Origin of the sequence: Pseudomonas cerasi, assembly GCF_900074915.1 — a bacterium.
GTDB classification, from domain to species: domain Bacteria; phylum Pseudomonadota; class Gammaproteobacteria; order Pseudomonadales; family Pseudomonadaceae; genus Aquipseudomonas; species Aquipseudomonas cerasi.
The window spans coordinates 239,392-256,450 of record NZ_LT222319.1; the positions used below are offsets into that span (position 1 = coordinate 239,392).

Genomic DNA, 17,059 nt, shown 5'->3' on the forward strand with positions numbered 1-17,059 from the left:
GAGGCACCGCTTTATGGCACTCGGCAAAGTCAGCGTTAACAATCTCAACCTCGGCCAGGGTGCCGTGAGCGAGATCGAACGCTATTTCCTATTCATCGGTCCCGCCGCCAAGAACGTCGGCAAGCTGGTCCCGTTGGACACCCAAAGTGATCTGGACGTCCAGCTGGGCGTTGCAGACAGCGACCTGAAAACCCAAATCCTGGCAGCACGCAGCAACGGCGGCGATCGCTGGGCATGCATCGCTGCTCCGATTGCAGGCGAAACCACTTGGCAACAGGCGCTTGAGAGCGCGACCCGCAGTTATTCCTTCGAAGCGGTGGTGATCGTCAACCCGGCAACCACTCAGGCCGAGCTGTCAGCGATGCACGTTGCAGCCAACGACCTGAGCAACAAGCTGGGCCGCCGCGTCTTCGTGATGGCCGCCACTGCCGGCATTGCACCGCAGCTGAGCTGGAGCGCTTACGTCGTCGAGCAGAAAGCCATCGTCGACGGCCTGGCTGCGCCTCGGGTTCTGCCGGTACCGCAACTGCACGGCAACAACCTGGGCGTGCTGGCCGGTCGGCTGGCCAATGCCGCCGTGAGCATTGCTGACACGCCGATGCGCGTGGCCAAGGGCGCAATCAATGGCCTGATCGAGATGGCCAACAAGATCCCCGGCATCAACATAGAAACCACGTTTGGTGATCTGCCAGAGCCGCCGAAGGTGCCAGATCTGCCCGGTCAGGTGGGAGCACCTGTACCGGGTCCACAACTGCCGGCAGCGGTCGCTCGATCTGCGCCGGCCCAGGGTGCTGCAGCGAGAGTCCAGGTGAAACCTGCACCGCCTATCCGCGACGGCGGCAACCATGGCCACGGCGACGATCTGCTGGCCATGGCCATGCCTGAAACTCTGCACGTGATCAGCGTCAAGGTCTGGCCGGTGGCGAACCTGACAGCGCTGCAGCTGCAGACGCTGCAGGCTGAGGTCGGGCTGTTCATCCGCGCCGCGTTCCGCGAAAGCACCCAGAGTGACTACGCGCCGACTCGGACATTTCCCCAGTCACGTTTCAGTTTCAGCCGCCTGACCGAAGAGCTGCACGTTCAGTTTCCGGATATCAGTTCGTTGCGGTTCGCCAACAGCGACATCGTCTCGGCCTTGGACATCCCGCGCATCAGCACCCTGGCGGTGGTCCTGCAATGATCAAGCTCAAGCTGCCGTTCTGGCTCGAAGGGCTGGAGCTGACCAAGCTGGTCACCACCGCCCAGCTCTGGTGGGAACAGGCCACCGAGTGGCTGCGCTGGCCGTACCTGCAGTTAGACGCGGACACGTGCCACCTGTCTATTTTGGAGCTGTGGGCCTGGCAGCGCGATGTCACGCGGTTTCCCGCCGAACCTGAAAGCCTGTTCCGTCTGCGGGTCAAGTACGCCTTTATCAACTCCGTGGACGCCGGCAGCACTGCCGGTTTGAAACGCATCCTGGAGCGCTTGGGCGTCGGCTATGTAGAGATTCAGGAACGCTTGCCCGAACGCGACTGGGACGTCGTGCTGCTCACCCTGAGCGATTCCCAATTGTCCGAGAACCCCGACCTGTTGCGCGTGCTGATCCGTCAGTACGGGCGCACCTGTCGCCGGTACGACTTCGTAACCATCACCCCGGTGCGGCTTGCTGTTGCCCTGGTGGATTTCAATGACGATCAGCAAACGTTGGTCGCCAGCCTTTAGGAGCCCTCATGGCTGCAAGTATCACCCTCGCCGGCGAGAAACTGATCGCCCAGAAACAAGCGGCCAACCTGCCGCTGACCGTGGCCCGCTTCGTGCTGGCCAACGTGCCCGGCCTCAATGTGAGCGGCCCGGTCAATCGCGCCGGCGTGAAGCCGCCAGCGGCCCAGATCGTCTACACCGCAAACATCACCCAGCAGGGCTATGTGAACCCTAATCAGGTGGTGTACAGCCTGCTGATGGGCACCGATATCGGTGACTTCGACTGGAACTGGATCGGCCTGGAGACCAGCGACGACGTGCTGCTGTCGGTCGCCTACGTGCCGTTGCAACAGAAGCGCAAGAACGTCCTGCCTGACCAGATCGGCAACAACGTGACGCGCAACTTCCTGGTGGTGTTCGACGGTGCCCAGCAGCTGACCGGCATCAAGATCGATGCAAGCACCTGGCAGCACGACTTCACTGTACGCCTCAAAGGCATCGACGAACGCGAGCGGCTGAGCAATCGCGATGTGTTTGGCCGTGCCTGCTTCTTTGATAGCGGTTTGAAGCTGGAGAAAGTCGGTAGCACTTACCAGCTCAAGGCGGGGGTGGCTTATGTCGAAGGAATTCGTCTGGAGTCGACAGCCGTCCTGCCGGTCGTCGTGCCGTCGGTGCCCAACAAGGCCTGGCTGGATGTGTCTCTGCAGCGCGATCACAGCGACGTGGTGGGTACGTTCCAAGTGGTGTTTGGCATGGACAAGGTGGATTACAACGACGGTGCCGGCGCACGCCATTACTTGGTGCCGTTGGCCGACTTGCCCACCTCATCGTTGATTACCGATCTGCGCAGCGTCGAGCCGATCATCACTGAACTGATCAAACACCTGGCCTCCCGGGTTGGCGACTATCCCAATCTGCGCGCCCGGGCCACCACTAAAGATGACGTGAAGCTGGACCAGATTCCCAATGCGATCAGCAGTGATCCAACCAGCAACAGTGATCAAGTGTTGGCCACCACCAAAATGGTCGTAGCGGTACGCCACCTGCTCGAGGCCCTAGTCGACACCAAGCTCAACAAAAACGGTGGGAATGTCACGGGTACGATCAACACTACGCAGTCCATCGTGCTCAATAACGGTAGCAATGACTCGCCAGAGGTGCGCTGGGCGACGACGTTACGTACCGTCTTTGCTGATGTGTATAACCATACGTTCCGAATCTTTTCGACAGGCGTACCGGATCCGCTGAACCTGGATCTGGCCAACCAGCGTGCTTATCTGTTTGGCCGCGAGCCGTGGGACACCGGTAACTTCAATCCGGCCCTTAAAGCTGATCTGGCGGGGGCAGCATTTACCGGCCCGGTCAGAGTGCCTTCGCTACCGGCCACGACCAAGGACCAGCAGGCCGCGAACACTGCCTTTGTGCATTCGGTGGTCGCCGCCCTGGTGGACTCGTCGCCGGCGGCGCTCGACACCCTCAAGGAGCTGGCGACGGCCCTGGGCAACGATCCCAACTTTGCCACAAGCATGACCAATGCCCTGGCGGGGAAACTGTCGACCAGCGGCGGCACGGTGACCGGCCGACTATACAGCCGCAAAGCAGATGCTCAACTCGGCGTTTGGGGATCTGCGGGCCTGGTTCTCGATTCGGATTTGCACCCAGCCATTACCTTTCATGCCTCTTCGCGTGGTGTGGCGCGGATGCTGGGGCTCCAAACTGACAATGAGCTGTATCTGGGCGGATCTGACCCTGGCCAGCCGCAGTACAAGCTGTACCACTCGGGCAACTTCAATCCTGCCGGCAAGGCCAACGTCGCCACCACCCTCGGTGGCTATGGCATCACCGACGCCTATACCGCCAGCCAGTCAGATGGGCGTTTTGTGCGGCTCGCGGGTGAAAACGGCTACACCGCATTCAGCCTCGGTCAGGTTCCTTCGCTGGCAGCGGCGGGTGCTCACAACCAAGGCCATGCCCCTCTGGCGATTGTGAACGGCAATAACCCGGCCGCTTCAGCAGTGATTACATTTCATCGGGGCGGGTCCTACGGCACGTTCTTTGGTCTGGACACGGACAACCAGTTTGCTTTCGGTGGCTGGTCAGCGGGAAACGCTCGGTACCGTTTTTGGACCGAAGCCAACCGGCCGAAAAACACTGCCTCGGTTGAGGTCAACGGCTGGCACAAAGATGCTGACACCGGTCGCATCGAGCAGTGGGGGCGAGTCACTCTGGTATCGCCGAATGCCGTCGGGGCAGTGGCGGAAGCGGGGATTTATTTTCCGATGTCTTTCCCGGCCGCGTTCCACTCTGTGACGTTCGGCATTGAGGCGGTCGGAGAGACCACTGAAATTGCCGAGAACCTGGTGGGGTTTCATAGCTCTGGCTTGGGCGCCATGACCGTACGCGTTCAACGCGTTGCCGGCAGTAACTCAAGCAACACCCCCATCACCATCCACTACCGCGTAACGGGGAAATAAATGGAGTTCTTTTACGGTCGCCCGTCGGGCGGGTTTTACAGCAGCGCGAGCCACGGCCCCCGATCCATCACCATCGATGACCCAACCTTCGAACGACCGAAGATCCTGGTCCCGGATCCCGCATACATCGCGGGCGACCACAGCCAGGAGGAGTCCGTGCCGATGATCGAGATCGATGACCTCGGCGTCCCGGTGCCGCAGATTACCGTCGACAATCCGGAATGCCTGCTGCCCCCGGCGAGCGATCTGATCGAGATCAGCATAGAGCACTACCAATCCTTACTGGAGGCACAAAGCAACGGCATGCGTATCGGCCTGGATGACAGTGGTCGACCTGCTGCTATTGCGCCGTTTGGTCCCAGCATCGAGACGCTGCGCGAGAATGATCGTTGCTGGCGGGACTATCAGCTCAAACAGACCGATGGGATGGTCAACCGTCACCGTGACGAGCTCGAAGCGGGGCAGGCAACGACGTTGTCGGTGGAACACTACATGGCGCTGCAGGCCTATCGTGGCGCGCTGCGTGATTGGCCGGAGCATTCGTCGTTCCCTGACATTTCAGCCCGCCCATCAGCCCCGACCTGGTTGGTGCTGCCATGAGTTGGACCAACATCAAGTTTCGCTGGCCGGCACAAGCCACTCAATGGATGGACCAGATGGCCGGCGCTCGCAATCTTATCCAGGGCGAAATGCTCAGCACTGGGGAACGAGTCTCCAAGCTAGCCGACATCGCGACCACCAGCCCGGGGCCGATCGGCGGCGCCGCACAAGCGGCGATCAGCGCCGGCCGTACCGCCTTGGCGGACCAGTTCGAGAATGTCCCGTCGTGTATCGTCGTGACGCCATTCCAGCACGGGGTTGGCCAGGGCAGCGGCGGCCACCAGCGCTTTTTGTCCGCGCCGAACCTGCTACAACTACTGGCTGACAAGCTGACGGACACCACTGACGCTGTCCGCCCTCAAGGTCAGCAAAGCGCCTTGGTGCTGATCTTCCTCGCCACGCGTCTGGACCAGCTTGCGGCGACGTTGGGTCGGTTCAACGTCGTGCTGCCTATGCCGGACCTGGTGCGCGCCGAACGTCGGGCCGAACACCTGGCCAAGCTGGAGGTGGAAAAGTGGGTCATGCCGATCGCCGGGCAAATGCCGCTCTGGAGCCAGTTGCCGCTGCAGCGGTGTCCGATCACCAAGCTGGCCAGCCAGTCCATGGCCGGCCAACTGGCTGTACTTGAGGGCTATGCTGCTGACAGCTCGCCCATGGCGGACCTCGCAGATCTGCAGGCACGAAAGAAGGCGCAGGCCCAGGAGCGCGATCAGCAGCTGGCCGACCTGAAAGCCCAGTTCACCAACAGTGCCGACGACGTGTCGATCCAGTCTAGGATGCTGGGACCGGGTGACCTGGGCCAGCTGCGCCGCGAACTACTCGAGGGCGAAGCACCGGGCCATGAATGGCCGCTGTGTGCCGGCGCGCTGCTAGTGGGATCTGCAGAGAGCCTGAGCTTTGTCCAGGAGCTGGTGGGCCTATGACGCTGCTACTCAACGGCGAGCAGATCATCGGCCACCGCATGAAGCTGACGGCCAACCTCAAGATTGAGGCCGACGAGCTGGGCGGCCAGACATCGGCAACCGACAAGTCGCACAAGGGTTTCAAACCCAAGACGCTGACCGTCGCGCTGACAATCCCCTACAAGGCCCTCGAGGACCTGCGCACGATCATGCGCCTGGCCGAGGCGACTGCAGGCGGTGGCCAGCTCCAGACCTACCGCATCGTGAATGACACGGCCAAGGCCTTTGGCATCCGACAGGTGACGTTCTCTGACGGGGTCAGTGCCCGTGAGGACGACACACTGGCCCAATGGATCGTCCAGTTCACCCTGAGCGAGAAGCTATCCAACCCGGAGAAGGTCGAGAACCGGCGCGCCGGCAACGGCGTAACGTCGCAGTCAGCACCAGGTGACGGTGTTGCAGGCAGCGGATCGGGCACGCCCGAAGAGCTGACAGGCTTTGAAGCGGTGCTCAAGAAGGTGGACACCTATCTGGGCGGCACGCCATGAGCATGAAGCTGCACAAGGTGCTGACGATCGGCGGCGTGACTATGCCGCTTATCAACGACGATGTTCGTCTGGACCTCAAGAGTCCGGGCCGTGCCGCGTTCACGATCAAGGCCGGCGTTACCGTCAAAGGTTTGGTCACGTTCGATATCGGCTACAACGAAGCGGTCCTGCAGCGTCATTTCATTGGCTACGTCGAACGCTGCACCGCCACCAACGGGATCGAGCAGGTGGTGCTGTGTCGTGAGTTAGCCGCGGTGCTGGCCAACCCGTTGCCCATGAACCTACGCCACGTGGATCTGCGCGCTGTGCTGGCTGATATCGATAGCAAGACCGGCCTGCGTTTCCGGGTTCCGGATCAAGCCTACACACGCGTCAAGACGCCGTTCTTCTACAACTTGGCCGCTGGTTATCAGGCGCTGGACAGCATGGCGCGGGTGTTCGGCATCAAGGACTTTATCTGGCAGCAACAGGGTGACGGCGAGATCTACGTCGGTGCCTGGGCTGACAGTTTCTACGGCGCTCGGTCGCCGTTGCAGTTGCCGGTTAACCTTTTCGACGGTTACCAGGGCAGCCAGAGTGCCATGATTGCGGCCTTGCCAGGCCTGCGTCCGGGCGTATCAATCAACCAGGGCGAGCGGATCACGAACGTGACGCTGGTCGGCACACAGATGGCTATCAAATGGACGACGCAATCAAGCGCAGCGTAGAACGACAATTTCCTGAACTCACTGGTAGCTATCACCTACCGCGTTTCGCCAAGGTTGTGGCGGTGGCGGATGCGCCGGCCAGCGCCGGGCTGTGTGACGACTTCCGCCCGCGCTTCTCGGTCGACCTGCAGGTGATGGGACCAGATGGCGAGATCGACACGACGTTGCCGGTGCTGGCCGGCGTGCCGCTGCCCATGCCGGTGGGTGGCGATGAGATGGGATTCTTTGCATTTCCGGAAGAGGGCACCAGCGTGGTGGTGTGCTTCGCTTATGGCCTGCCGCACAAGCCCTACATCCAGACCATCCTGCCGCACGGCCTGACACTGCCGAAGGTGCCCAAGGGCGACCAGGTGTGGCAGCACAGTGACGCCGTACAGCAGCGCGTCGACGCGGACGGTAACTGGCTGCGCAAGACTGACGGCAAGATCCAGGACCATGCGATTGAGCGCGAAGTCGACGCCATGACGAACACCGAAAGCTTCCAGAGTCACACCAGAACGGTGGACGACCATTCGACCGAGTCAGTGGGTGGCGTGAAGAAGATCGAGGCTCTGGGAGCGCTAAAGCTGCTGTCGGGCGGATCTGCGAGTCTTGCCGCAGTAGATGACCTGCAGCAGGCGACTGGCCGGGATCTGAACCTGGTGATCGGGCAGAAGCACAACACAACGGTGGGTGGCGACATGCACGAACGGATTCAGGGACTGCGTGAGAGCATCACCAGCAAAAGCCAGCGCCTGCAGGCTTCAAAAAGCTGGGTCGGCTCTGAGGCAGTGAACATCTTTCAGATTGTGTGTGATCTGCTTGATCTAGTCCAGGAGATGAATGCCCAGCTTGCTGCCCATACTCATGGAGTATCGCCAGTCCCAAACAACGAATCCACTTTTACAGTTGGCGCAACCAGGGCGACGCTGTTAGCAAATAAATTAAAGTTGGTTACAGCTCGAAGCTAAGTTGACTTTGTATTTGGGTTGTCAGTCCTCCTTTGTTATTGCTTAATAAGTAGGGCTAAGTACTAACTTGGGTGGTGTACCTTCGGGCCAGTCCACCGGAATGTATTCAAGGTTCGTGTAAGTATATCTTGAAGAGCTGCCATGGACTGAGGTGTGATAGAAACATCACCAAATGATCCATCGGCCATGGTATACCCATACGATGAATCAGTGAGGTTGTTTAACACTAACCCGTTACCAAGGCTCACTATCCCCCCTGGCCCAGTATCAAATGGCTTCAGATCCATAGTTTTATTGTTTCGTCCTAGTCCACGTAATCTGTCCTCCATATGATGCGCAGAATTCCGGACCTCTCGAAGGTGCGGAAATACTTCAGTAATTTCCTTATGAAAGTTGGAGATTTCTTCGGGAATTTTCTCGATTTTTGATATGACACCCAAAAGCTTTTCAAATGAATCAAGAGCGTAAACAAAGGTTTGTGCGTAGATGGAGGGTAATTGAGAGTCAAATTCTTTAGGTAACTCTCCAGAGGCCCAGTGCTCTCTCTTTACGATTGTTTGGGCCTGAAGGTAAATATCTTGATATTTATCGTGATCATAAGTGAATGTTCTGTCCTGAGTCGTCGAACTCACAAGATCGCTAACTCGAGTGCGGTCCGCTTGCCACCTAGCTTTTGCTGTCTCAAAATCCCATTCAGATTGTGTCGTTTGATCAAACAGAATAAGAGCGCAGTTCGCCTTAGAAAATTCTGAGCGAAGACCACGTAAAAGGTTTTCGACATTCCGACACCAGTCTCTGTCTTCATAATCCAAAGACATCCCCGGGACAGTTATCTCAAATATATTCATGTTTAGTACCTAAAAAAGAAGCCTTAAATTTATTGGGTGCCTAATTTTTATGTAGGAGCATGCGCATAGCCTGTTTGTGTCTATATTTCGCATCACTGATGCCTGCACCACCATGACTGAGCATAGGCACAGCCGTCGACGTATTCAATCCCACTCAAAACGAAGCCGTTGTGAGCCATCGTAGCCAGTGTGACGTCCAGCAGATCCGGTAACCGCTTGCCCTCTTTGTGCATACCTGCATCGAGCCAGGCAATATTGGAATACCTGCCGAGGTGTTCACAGTGGGCCGATCTGACGATGACGTTGCCCTTGATAGCCTGGTAGCAATCCCTTTCCTTTGGTTTCAGTGCCACACCTTCGCGCCTCATTGGAACGACCAGGACATGCATCACGAACCACCATCTAGTGCCGGAAGGTCCAACTGAGCCTCAATCGCATAGGCCAAAGCACCGTCAGCGAGCTCCAGCATGTCACTGAACTCTTCTGGACTGACGATCTGCAAGCTATGTAGCTCGCCCGCACGCTTGATCAAAATCTTGTGGTGGACGCCTGGAGTTGCAAGCAATGCTGTGCTGTCGTTGAGCAGCGAAGCCCATTTCGCCACTGCTGCTTGCTTCTCCGTGATCGAGGTGGTCATGGGGGGACACTCTCAAAGATACTGTATGTACAAACAGTATGTTCAGGTACGGTACTTTTCCAGCGCTTTCCGATGAAATGACTGAGTGCACTCAGAAAATCATGGACGACAAAATTTGCTCAGGAATAAAAAAGCTTCGGGAAAAGCACTTATCCCCCTCCCGCCGACGGGCTTCGCGTCCGTTTTTTTTGCAAATCTCGATGCGGTGCAATGGCCCTTCAAGCCCAAGCGGGCCGTGGGCCTTTGCGGCTGATCAGCCATTTCACAGAGTGCAAAGTTTTGCAGAGGAATGCAGTGGGATTGCACTGTGGACCTTGGAAAGGCATTCAGGAGCTCCGTGCAGAAGCCCCCGGTTTCGTTGGGTGAAAAACTAAAAAAGACCCTGAGGCCAGGGTTTTCGAAATCAGGGTGCGATCAAATTGCACACCGATTTCGGTCACAGCCCCGTTCGCAGTGGATGGGCTGGAAGCCCTGAGCGACAAGGCTTGTGAGTCAGTTTGGAGGTTTCACTGCGTTACACAGTTACTCACGGGCTTGAAAAACCATGCACCTGACTGTTTTCTTCAATAAAACGCTGGCCACGTTCTTGTTGGCCTCGACGAATTTCGGCTTAACGGACTCGGTTAGGAATCTGCGGAGAGATGAGTCGATCTGTAGCCCGCAACCATGCTTGTCCAGACGTGATTGCAGATCTTTGAAGTTGATCGCGAGCAACGACTCGGGTGCCGCCGAATGGTTGTACTGTTCGCCTTTGCCATCCAGCAGGTCGAGTGCTGACCAGAAGGGAATCAATGCGTCCTCAGCTGATTGTTCGGGCAAGCCAATGGTATCGAGGGCAGGTATCGGCATGCAGAGCAGCGCAGAAAAATGGGCGAGCTGGTCATAGATCGCCGAACGAAGCGCCATGCTCCTGGTTCGATTCAACTCCCTCAGGAGGAAAACTCGATGGCGGGACAACGCGATCTGGTCAGTGACTGTCACCGCCACTGTAAAAATGACCCCCTAACGCCAACCTAGAATTGACCCCCCTGGGTAAAACTGGCGGCTTTGAGCTGCCAATATGTTGACCCAGGAGCAGTCTGTGGAAATTAAAGTGTTGGCCCGTCAGGGCCATGGCATCAAATTCATCGCCCGTGAGCTGGGTATTTCGCGTAACACCGTGCGCAAGTACCTGCGAAAGGCCCGGTCGCTACCCAGTGACAAGGTGAGACCCGCACGTCCGTGCAAAATCGACCCCTTCAAGGACTACCTGCACGAGCGTATTGAGGCGGCGCGCCCACACTGGATTCCGGCGACCGTCCTGCTGCGTGAGATCACGGCATTGGGGTACAGCGGCGGCGTCAGTCGTCTGAAGGCTTATATTCGCCCCTTCAAACGTAAGGCAGAAGAGCCGGTGGTACGTTTCGAGACACTGCCCGGCAAGCAGATACAGGTGGACTTCACCACCATTCGACGAGGCCGTCAGCCGCTTAAGGCGTTCGTGGCGACACTTGGTTTTAGTCGAGCAAGCTTTGTCCGTTTCTCCGAGCGAGAGGACAGCGAAGCCTGGCTGACAGGGCTTCGGGAGGCGTTCGCTTACTTTGGCGGCGTGCCCGAGCAGGCATTGTTTGATAACGCCGGAACCATCATCACCGAGCGAGATGCTTTTGGGGAGGGCCAGCACCGTTGGCATCCCCGATTGGCTGCGCTGGCCGATGAGTTTGGTTTTATTCCCAAGGTCTGCCGCCCTTACCGTGCCCAGACCAAGGGCAAGGTTGAGCGCTTCAACGGGTATCTGAAGGGCAGTTTCATTACCCCGTTGGCCGCTACGCTCAAGAGTGCGGGTCTGACGCTGGATGTGGTGACGGCCAACGCACATATCGGCCAATGGCTCGACGAAGTCGCTCATCAGCGGATTCACGGCACGACGGGTGTTCAACCGGCGGTACGTCTGGCCCAAGAGCAGCAGGTACTATTACCACTGCCAACACAGAGCCTGCGCCCGCAACCCGCCCAAGGCCTACGCCTGGGACGGGTCCTGCCGTACGAGAGCTTGCAGCATCCGCTGTCGGTTTATGAGCAACTGCTGGAGGTGAGAGCATGAACCTTCAACATGCTCGCCTGACAGAACTATGCAAGGGGCTAAAGCTTGAGCGCGTCGGGGTGGACTGGCCGCACCTGGCCCAACAAGCAGCAAGCGGCGAAGACAGCTTTGCCGACTTCCTCGAAAAGCTGCTGGCTGCCGAGACCGATGCCCGAAGTGAACGCTCTCGACAGGCCCTGCTGAAAACTGCCGCGCTGCCCGCTGTGAAAACGCTGGAGCAATACGACTTCGCGTTTGCCACCGGCGTCCCCCGGGCACAGCTCCAGGAGCTGGCAGCACTGAGTTTTGTTGGACGTGCCGAGAACATCGTGTTCCTGGGGCCTAGTGGTGTAGGCAAGAGCCACCTGGCTATCGCCCTGGCCTACCGGGCAGTGATGGCCGGTATCAAAACCCGCTTCGTCACGGCGGCTGACTTGATGCTGCAACTGACCGCTGCGCACCGCCAGGAACGGCTCAAGGAATACTTCAGTCGTGTGGTGATGGCCCCTGGGTTGTTGGTCATCGATGAAATCGGCTACCTGCCGTTTGGTCGTGATGAAGCCAACCTGTTCTTCAATGTTGTCGCCAAGCGCTACGAGCAAGGCAGCCTGATCCTCACGAGTAACTTGCCGTTTACCCAGTGGGCCGGAACCTTTGCGGATGATCAAACACTGACAGCGGCCATGCTGGACAGGCTGTTACATCATGCCCATATCGTGCAGATGACAGGTGAAAGCTATCGACTCAAGGACAAGCGCAAAGCAGGAACCAAATCTTCTCGGGCCGAACCGGCTCGAAAATATGAACCCGAGGGGGGTCAAAACTAAGTTGGCGATTTAGCACGGAAGGGGGTCACTTTTTAGTTGGCGTTGACAAGTGACGCATAAATCCTCGGACATGTTGATCTCCTATGCACCGACCGGGTCGATGGCGCTAAAACGTGACCGGAACGTGTGATTTCGTTCTGAAAATAGGGGTGGGGTAAAAAAAATAGCGATATTAGCTAGATGTGAGGAAAAAGGGGTTGGAGGCCCCGGTTTTGCTGGGTCCTTCATATAGCAGGGGATAGCGATATGGTAGCTATATGAATAGCGATATTTTACCAAACCCCCGGAATCATTGGGTTTTAAGGAAGGTAAATATTACTGTTCATAAAGGTAATATTATCGCCTTCATATCGCTTCAATATCGCTATTTCCCGAAAACGCTGAGAGCCTTGATTTACAAGGGCTGTAGCCGTTTTCAGCAACGCATATTACTAATATCGCTATTTTTTTTTGCCCCAACAAATTTTGAGACGCTGCCCTTGGGTGGGCTGCTTGGGGAGGTGCGGACGTGTGTTGGCGTGTGCGCTTTTACCGGCGCGAGTAATCACGTCTAAGGCCTGGTCAGGCGCAGTGAAAGGATGGCTTGTTACGTGGCTTGTTACGTGTACCGCAAAAAACAAGGGCCTGCATCGCTGCAAGCCCTTGATTTATATGGTGCCGGCACCAGGAGTCGAACCCGGGACCTACTGATTACAAGTCAGTTGCTCTACCAACTGAGCTATACCGGCGTAATGGGCTGCGAGTATATAGAGTCTGATGCGCTTGTAAAGCCTAGCTGTCTGATTCAGTTGAAAAAAATCGACCATTGGCGCTTCAGGTCGGATGTGGGCAGGTGGTGGTGCAGGACGTTTCTGTTGGTTTGGACGGATTGGTCTGTGTGGCAGGGCGGATGGCGTTGAATTCGGGCGTTGATTTTGCCGCTGGCGCACACGGCTTGTGCATCACGGAACGCTGGATTTTTCACCTGGCCTTGCAAACCGATATGTCTAGCCTTGATAGCTATCTGGCGCTCAAGAAGGCACCCATCCGACCCCGCCATTTTTGAGCAGTTGCGGGGCAGGAGGGCTTTGCATAGGCTTGTTCTCAACGGTCCAGGCTACTGAGTCAGCAGCACGGGTCGTTGGCTTTTCAGCCATGCAGATAAAGGACTATCTGATGAGTGATGCGATGGATCGTAACCGGGTTTGGGGTGTTGTATGCCGCAGGCTGGTCATTCGCTGAGGAGTTGTTGAAGGATATTTGTAGTTGCGTCTGGCCTGTTGGGTCTTGCGCAAGGTGGGGCTGAGGATGGCTGTCTGAATCGCATGAATGTGCGTCTGGATACCGACGAAGGCTTCATCGATGTTTCAAGAAATGCCCGGATCCTCTGGATTCGGGCATTTTCTTGTGCGCTGGTTGCTGTTGCGTCGGATTTGCACTGGAGCTACCGGCTTTTTGGCCGATACAGCTGTATCGAAAATGGCAGTCAGCCATGGACAGCAAGTGCAATGCAGAGAACGCCTACGCATTACGAGCTGCTGAGTGTCGCTCGCGATGCCTCTCCTGAGCAGATCAAGAAGGCTTATCGCAAGCTGGCGCAGAAGCTGCACCCTGACAGGAATCCAGATCCTTACGCCTCGGAGATGATGGGCGTCGTCAACGCGTCTCACGATGTGCTGGCTGACCCTTCGCGGCGTGCGGCTTATGATGCGCAGCTCGCTGCCAACGAGCACAAGGCGCGTATGGACGCTGCGCGCCGCAAGCAGGCGCATGCAGCCCGTGGGCAGGCGGTGCATGTGTATGCGGCCACTTCTGCAGCCACTGCTGCTGCGCCGTCTCAGGCGGCTCGCTCGGGGCCGGCGCCCAAGTCTTCTGCCTATGCTTCTGCATCCCCTTCCCGTGACAAGCGTCGTCGCAGTGCGTGGCGTTGGGCGCTGTTGTTTGTGGTGTTCTGCGCGGGTGGCGCGTGGATGGGCTACGACCCGGGTGCAGGCAAGTCGTTTGTGCCGTCCGAGCCTGCGCCGGTAGCGCAGACGTGGGTCAAGCCCGCGCCTGTCACGCCGGTCGAGGAACCTGTAGCGAGTCCGGCTAAGCCGGTGGATGCGGCGGCATCCGAATGTGGCGTGCCGGCGCTTGATCCGATGGGCGCGCCGTGGCCGGACAAGGCGGGCTATGTGAAGGACATGCCGGTGCTCAAGGACAACGGCTGGTCGCAGATCACTGTGGATAATTCGGCGGGCGAGTCGGCGGTGTATGCCAAGGTTACGGATGCGGTGGGGCGCAGGGCGTTTCGGCATGCGTTTGTGCCGGCCGGGGCGGTGTTTGTGTTCGCCAAGATGGACCCGGGGCTGTACCTGCTCAAGTACAAGATGATGAGCACGGGCTGTGCTTTTGCGTCGGGCAGGATTTTGCTGGAGGAGACGCCGATGGGCAGTCAGATCAAGTCCAGTGCCTACAAGCTGACGTTGCGCAAGCTACAGAACCGCAGTGTGCCGTTTGCGCGGCTGAAGGATGATCAGTTTTAGTAGTGAGTCATGACAGGAATGCGGCGCTGCGTATTCAGTCTTCGCGAGCAAGCTCGCTCCCACGGGTTCTGCGCACGTGGGTTGAGATCATGTTTTGCAACGCTTTCAGGCCGGTTTTTGCAGGCACCGTCTCTTTCTTTTGAAGGACATTTCCGAGAGAATCCCCGACCGCTTGCGCCCCTCTGTCTGGGCTTCTAATCTCCGCCCCGTCGCTGCCCATCAGCGATCGGGTTTAGTAGCCCGCAGTGAGTTAAGGCGTAACACAGCCGTGTTTCATTAGGCTTCGTCCTGATGCTATGGCGACTGTGCGCTTGGCACCTTCGGGTGCGCCGGTTCTTAGCTCACCGGTCTACTAACTCGCGTACAGTTGCCGCCTTTTCGTTTAGTAGCGGAATGGCAGCGACTTCAATAGAAGGAGCTAAAGCATGGTCAAAGTAACCCCCGATCCGCCCAACAAACCGTCCAGCGCCGCACCGGTCTTCGACAAGGCTGTGGTCAAGCGCGCCATGGAGTGTTACCTGCCAATCTCCCGACCGGCCAAGGAACCCCACGACAGCAAGTTCGACTTCATCAGCCTGGAAGCCACCCTGGTGCACGCGCTGGATTTTCTGCGCTGCGCATCGGCCACCGCTCACGAACTCGGCGATGAACTGACCGGTTCGCAACGCGATCTGGCGTTCGCTTCCATGCACATGCTGGAAATGGCCAAGGTCATGGTCGAGCGCTCGCTGGAGTGTGTCGAAGAGGTCTGAAATCTTACGCCGGACAGCTCGTGCACAGGCGTCTACGTGTGCACGATTGGGCCGCGCAAAACGCTTGCGCCAGAGCCTTTACCAAATCTTTATGCACAATTTGCTGATAAAGATTTGCGCAGTCGGGTAATTGTGTGCAGTCGGGTGCATTGAGCCGCAAGGCGTTGTTTTTGCGGGTTACAGGAAGGATTGCGGAAAAAAATAAGGGGCTTCAGTAACTGGCGCGCCAAGCTTTAACGCACTCATCCACATTTTCATCAACAGACTTATCCACAGGTTGCTCAATCGATTTACGTCACGATTTTCGAGCCAGAATCAGCAGGTTGCGCGGTGTAATCCGGCTGTCACAGAAAGTGCCAACGCTCACTCTGTAACCCTGCTCACGCACATACATCGCTCTGTCCAGCACCAGCCACATCTCCAGCGGACGCCGAAACAGATCGCGGACCAGTTCCAGGTTGCGCACTTCGGCCAGTCTTTTCCAGCCAGCGGCCTCCAGCGCGGCCCAGTCCTGTTGACCCGGTGCAGGCAGATGCTTGAGTTTTGCCAGATGGTTGCAGTAGTCCGTGTAGGACGCATCCAGCCAGGACGTTGGCAGCGACGGTGTGGGCAAGTAGTCATCGATGCCGCGCAGGCGGCGCTGCAGCAGGTCGAAGCCCAGGCGACGGGCCATCGAGATGTCGCGTTGACGGCGTATGCGCGCGCCGGCTGTCACGGTTTCACTGAGTGGCAGACCCAGCTCGTCTCGCGACAGCTTCAGGCCGGACGCCTTGCCCTCGCTGGACAGCGCCTGATAAAGGTCGTGCCGGGTGCGGTTATAGCAGCACGGCGCAATCGCCATGTGCCGACAGCCGGTCTGGCTGGCCAGCTCCATCAACTGAATGTGCAGGTCGCCGCAGGCATGCAGCGCCACAGGCGTGTGTTCGGGTTGCAGGTAGCGCCACGTGTCGTCGGCCATGACATCCTGCTGCACATGCCTGGCATTGATGCCTTGCCGCGTGCTCAGGGCCAGGCCTGCTTCGATCAGCGCCGGGTCGTGCTCCAGACAGGTCAGACGCTGGCCGGGCCCGGTCAGGCGGCGCCCCAGATGGCCTTTGCCAGCGCACCAGTCCAGCCAGTGAGTTGTGCTGTCACGCATGTCCAGATGGCTGGCGAAGGCTTCGATCTGCTGCCACTTGCGCCCCGGCACATCGACGCTCATGCGCGCCTCGACCGGCTGCAGGGCATGCACGGGCAGTTCGGCGACGTGGCTCAGCGCGACGGCTTCGGCGGCCAGTTGCTTGAACGGAAAGGGCGCGTCGAGGTGTTCCGGGTGATTGTGCGCGGCCTCGGCCTGTTCCAGCGTGCGTTGCCGCAGCCAGTGCGCGAGGTCAGGGTATTTGTCTTCCCATGGCAGGGCCAGGTGCGTGAACGGCTTGGGTCGCCACAAGGCCTGATGCGCGAACAGGAAGCTGTCCAGCGCACCAAAGTGGCTGCTGAGGTGTTCATCCTGCAAGCGAGGTTCAGAGGGCATGGTGGCGGCCTCGTGTGGCAAGGTGCTGACTGGATCGACGCCAGCACCTTTCATA

18 protein-coding genes and 1 tRNA gene are annotated in these 17,059 nt (G+C 58.2%); 13 read left to right on the top strand and 6 right to left on the bottom strand.

The features are described 5' to 3' along the window. Nucleotides 1–13 precede the first annotated feature (13 nt). Genes PCPL58_RS31980 through PCPL58_RS30610 form a run of 8 tightly spaced genes read left to right on the top strand, consistent with a single transcriptional unit; the run spans nt 14 to nt 7,861 of the window. Entirely contained in the window at nt 14–1,180 is a 1,167-nt protein-coding gene (locus tag PCPL58_RS31980) for a DUF2586 family protein (RefSeq protein WP_167355210.1), read from the top strand. Next, nucleotides 1,177–1,701, top strand: coding sequence for a phage tail protein (locus tag PCPL58_RS03560; RefSeq protein ID WP_003420266.1), 525 nt, complete (start codon nt 1,177–1,179; stop codon nt 1,699–1,701). Before PCPL58_RS31980 ends, PCPL58_RS03560 begins: the two co-directional genes overlap by 4 nt. Before the next feature lie 8 nt (nt 1,702–1,709). Then, the gene (locus tag PCPL58_RS03565) at nt 1,710–4,154 is read left to right on the top strand and encodes a phage tail protein (protein ID WP_065348833.1); all 2,445 of its coding nucleotides are present in this window, start codon (nt 1,710–1,712) and stop codon (nt 4,152–4,154) included. Beyond that, entirely contained in the window at nt 4,155–4,754 is a 600-nt protein-coding gene (locus PCPL58_RS03570; RefSeq protein ID WP_065348834.1) for a phage tail assembly chaperone, read from the top strand. Next, nucleotides 4,751–5,677 carry a hypothetical protein gene (locus PCPL58_RS03575; protein WP_065348835.1) on the top strand — a complete coding sequence of 309 codons (927 nt, stop codon included), beginning with the start codon at nt 4,751–4,753 and terminating at the stop codon, nt 5,675–5,677. Before PCPL58_RS03570 ends, PCPL58_RS03575 begins: the two co-directional genes overlap by 4 nt. Next, a complete protein-coding gene (locus PCPL58_RS03580; RefSeq protein ID WP_065348836.1) occupies nt 5,674–6,204 on the top strand; it encodes a baseplate complex protein in 531 nt (176 codons plus the stop codon). Before PCPL58_RS03575 ends, PCPL58_RS03580 begins: the two co-directional genes overlap by 4 nt. After that, complete coding sequence (locus tag PCPL58_RS03585; RefSeq protein WP_065348837.1) at nt 6,201–6,911, top strand: hypothetical protein; 711 nt, start codon at nt 6,201–6,203, stop codon at nt 6,909–6,911. The genes PCPL58_RS03580 and PCPL58_RS03585 overlap by 4 nt, the downstream gene beginning before the upstream one ends. Further along, nucleotides 6,884–7,861, top strand: coding sequence for a hypothetical protein (locus tag PCPL58_RS30610; protein WP_016567688.1), 978 nt, complete (start codon nt 6,884–6,886; stop codon nt 7,859–7,861). The genes PCPL58_RS03585 and PCPL58_RS30610 overlap by 28 nt, the downstream gene beginning before the upstream one ends. A gap of 62 nt (nt 7,862–7,923) precedes the next feature. Here PCPL58_RS30610 and PCPL58_RS28985 read toward each other — a convergent pair whose 3' ends face one another. The 4 genes from PCPL58_RS28985 to PCPL58_RS03605 form a co-directional block, all read right to left on the bottom strand. Beyond that, complete coding sequence (locus tag PCPL58_RS28985) at nt 7,924–8,709, bottom strand: hypothetical protein (RefSeq protein ID WP_083188313.1); 786 nt, start codon at nt 8,707–8,709, stop codon at nt 7,924–7,926. A gap of 92 nt (nt 8,710–8,801) precedes the next feature. Further along, nucleotides 8,802–9,098, bottom strand: a complete 297-nt coding sequence (locus tag PCPL58_RS03595; protein ID WP_016567686.1) for a hypothetical protein — start codon at nt 9,096–9,098, stop codon at nt 8,802–8,804. Then, complete coding sequence (locus tag PCPL58_RS03600) at nt 9,098–9,346, bottom strand: hypothetical protein (protein WP_016567685.1); 249 nt, start codon at nt 9,344–9,346, stop codon at nt 9,098–9,100. Before PCPL58_RS03600 ends, PCPL58_RS03595 begins: the two co-directional genes overlap by 1 nt. Before the next feature lie 522 nt (nt 9,347–9,868). Then, nucleotides 9,869–10,252 (bottom strand): hypothetical protein, encoded by a 384-nt coding sequence (locus PCPL58_RS03605; protein ID WP_197676930.1) that lies wholly within the window; start codon nt 10,250–10,252, stop codon nt 9,869–9,871. A gap of 154 nt (nt 10,253–10,406) precedes the next feature. Here PCPL58_RS03605 and istA point away from each other — a divergent pair, with 154 nt between their 5' ends. Together istA and istB are read left to right on the top strand one after the other, a co-directional pair. Then, nucleotides 10,407–11,429 (top strand): IS21-like element ISPsy4 family transposase, encoded by a 1,023-nt coding sequence (istA, locus tag PCPL58_RS03610; protein ID WP_002551322.1) that lies wholly within the window; start codon nt 10,407–10,409, stop codon nt 11,427–11,429. Beyond that, on the top strand, nt 11,426–12,235 hold the full coding sequence (gene istB / locus PCPL58_RS03615) for an IS21-like element ISPsy4 family helper ATPase IstB (RefSeq protein ID WP_005741073.1): 810 nt from the start codon (nt 11,426–11,428) through the stop codon (nt 12,233–12,235). Before istA ends, istB begins: the two co-directional genes overlap by 4 nt. Nucleotides 12,236–12,887: 652 nt before the next feature. Here istB and PCPL58_RS03620 read toward each other — a convergent pair. Continuing rightward, nucleotides 12,888–12,963, bottom strand: a tRNA-Thr gene (locus PCPL58_RS03620). A 77-nt stretch (nt 12,964–13,040) separates the two neighbouring features. Between PCPL58_RS03620 and PCPL58_RS03625 the strand changes: the two genes are divergently transcribed. The 3 genes from PCPL58_RS03625 (at nt 13,041) to PCPL58_RS03635 (ending at nt 15,491) form a co-directional block, all read left to right on the top strand. Then, entirely contained in the window at nt 13,041–13,280 is a 240-nt protein-coding gene (locus tag PCPL58_RS03625; RefSeq protein WP_404944170.1) for a hypothetical protein, read from the top strand. 442 nt (nt 13,281–13,722) lie between these two features. Continuing rightward, nucleotides 13,723–14,739: a J domain-containing protein gene (locus PCPL58_RS03630; RefSeq protein WP_003434746.1), complete on the top strand. Its 1,017-nt coding sequence runs from the start codon at nt 13,723–13,725 to the stop codon at nt 14,737–14,739. Between the two features lie 425 nt (nt 14,740–15,164). Further along, a complete protein-coding gene (locus tag PCPL58_RS03635; RefSeq protein WP_003434742.1) occupies nt 15,165–15,491 on the top strand; it encodes a DUF6124 family protein in 327 nt (108 codons plus the stop codon). 295 nt (nt 15,492–15,786) lie between these two features. Here the strand turns inward: PCPL58_RS03635 and PCPL58_RS03640 are convergent, their stop codons facing one another. Then, nucleotides 15,787–17,058 carry a methyltransferase gene (locus PCPL58_RS03640; RefSeq protein ID WP_065348839.1) on the bottom strand — a complete coding sequence of 424 codons (1,272 nt, stop codon included), beginning with the start codon at nt 17,056–17,058 and terminating at the stop codon, nt 15,787–15,789. Nucleotide 17,059: the final 1 nt, after the last annotated feature.

Coding starts and splice junctions, on each gene's coding strand:
- PCPL58_RS03560 (WP_003420266.1), top strand. CDS start 1,177: ATGATCAAGCTCAAGCTGCCGTTCTGGCTCGAAGGGCTGGAGCTGACC.
- PCPL58_RS03600 (WP_016567685.1), bottom strand. CDS start 9,346: ATGACCACCTCGATCACGGAGAAGCAAGCAGCAGTGGCGAAATGGGCT.
- PCPL58_RS03565 (WP_065348833.1), top strand. CDS start 1,710: ATGGCTGCAAGTATCACCCTCGCCGGCGAGAAACTGATCGCCCAGAAA.
- PCPL58_RS03640 (WP_065348839.1), bottom strand. CDS start 17,058: ATGAAAGGTGCTGGCGTCGATCCAGTCAGCACCTTGCCACACGAGGCC.
- PCPL58_RS03575 (WP_065348835.1), top strand. CDS start 4,751: ATGAGTTGGACCAACATCAAGTTTCGCTGGCCGGCACAAGCCACTCAA.
- PCPL58_RS03585 (WP_065348837.1), top strand. CDS start 6,201: ATGAGCATGAAGCTGCACAAGGTGCTGACGATCGGCGGCGTGACTATG.
- PCPL58_RS03635 (WP_003434742.1), top strand. CDS start 15,165: ATGGTCAAAGTAACCCCCGATCCGCCCAACAAACCGTCCAGCGCCGCA.
- PCPL58_RS03605 (WP_197676930.1), bottom strand. CDS start 10,252: ATGGCGCTTCGTTCGGCGATCTATGACCAGCTCGCCCATTTTTCTGCG.
- PCPL58_RS28985 (WP_083188313.1), bottom strand. CDS start 8,709: ATGAATATATTTGAGATAACTGTCCCGGGGATGTCTTTGGATTATGAA.
- PCPL58_RS03630 (WP_003434746.1), top strand. CDS start 13,723: ATGCAGAGAACGCCTACGCATTACGAGCTGCTGAGTGTCGCTCGCGAT.
- PCPL58_RS03580 (WP_065348836.1), top strand. CDS start 5,674: ATGACGCTGCTACTCAACGGCGAGCAGATCATCGGCCACCGCATGAAG.
- PCPL58_RS31980 (WP_167355210.1), top strand. CDS start 14: ATGGCACTCGGCAAAGTCAGCGTTAACAATCTCAACCTCGGCCAGGGT.
- PCPL58_RS03595 (WP_016567686.1), bottom strand. CDS start 9,098: ATGCATGTCCTGGTCGTTCCAATGAGGCGCGAAGGTGTGGCACTGAAA.
- istA (WP_002551322.1), top strand. CDS start 10,407: ATGTTGACCCAGGAGCAGTCTGTGGAAATTAAAGTGTTGGCCCGTCAG.
- PCPL58_RS30610 (WP_016567688.1), top strand. CDS start 6,884: ATGGACGACGCAATCAAGCGCAGCGTAGAACGACAATTTCCTGAACTC.
- istB (WP_005741073.1), top strand. CDS start 11,426: ATGAACCTTCAACATGCTCGCCTGACAGAACTATGCAAGGGGCTAAAG.
- PCPL58_RS03570 (WP_065348834.1), top strand. CDS start 4,155: ATGGAGTTCTTTTACGGTCGCCCGTCGGGCGGGTTTTACAGCAGCGCG.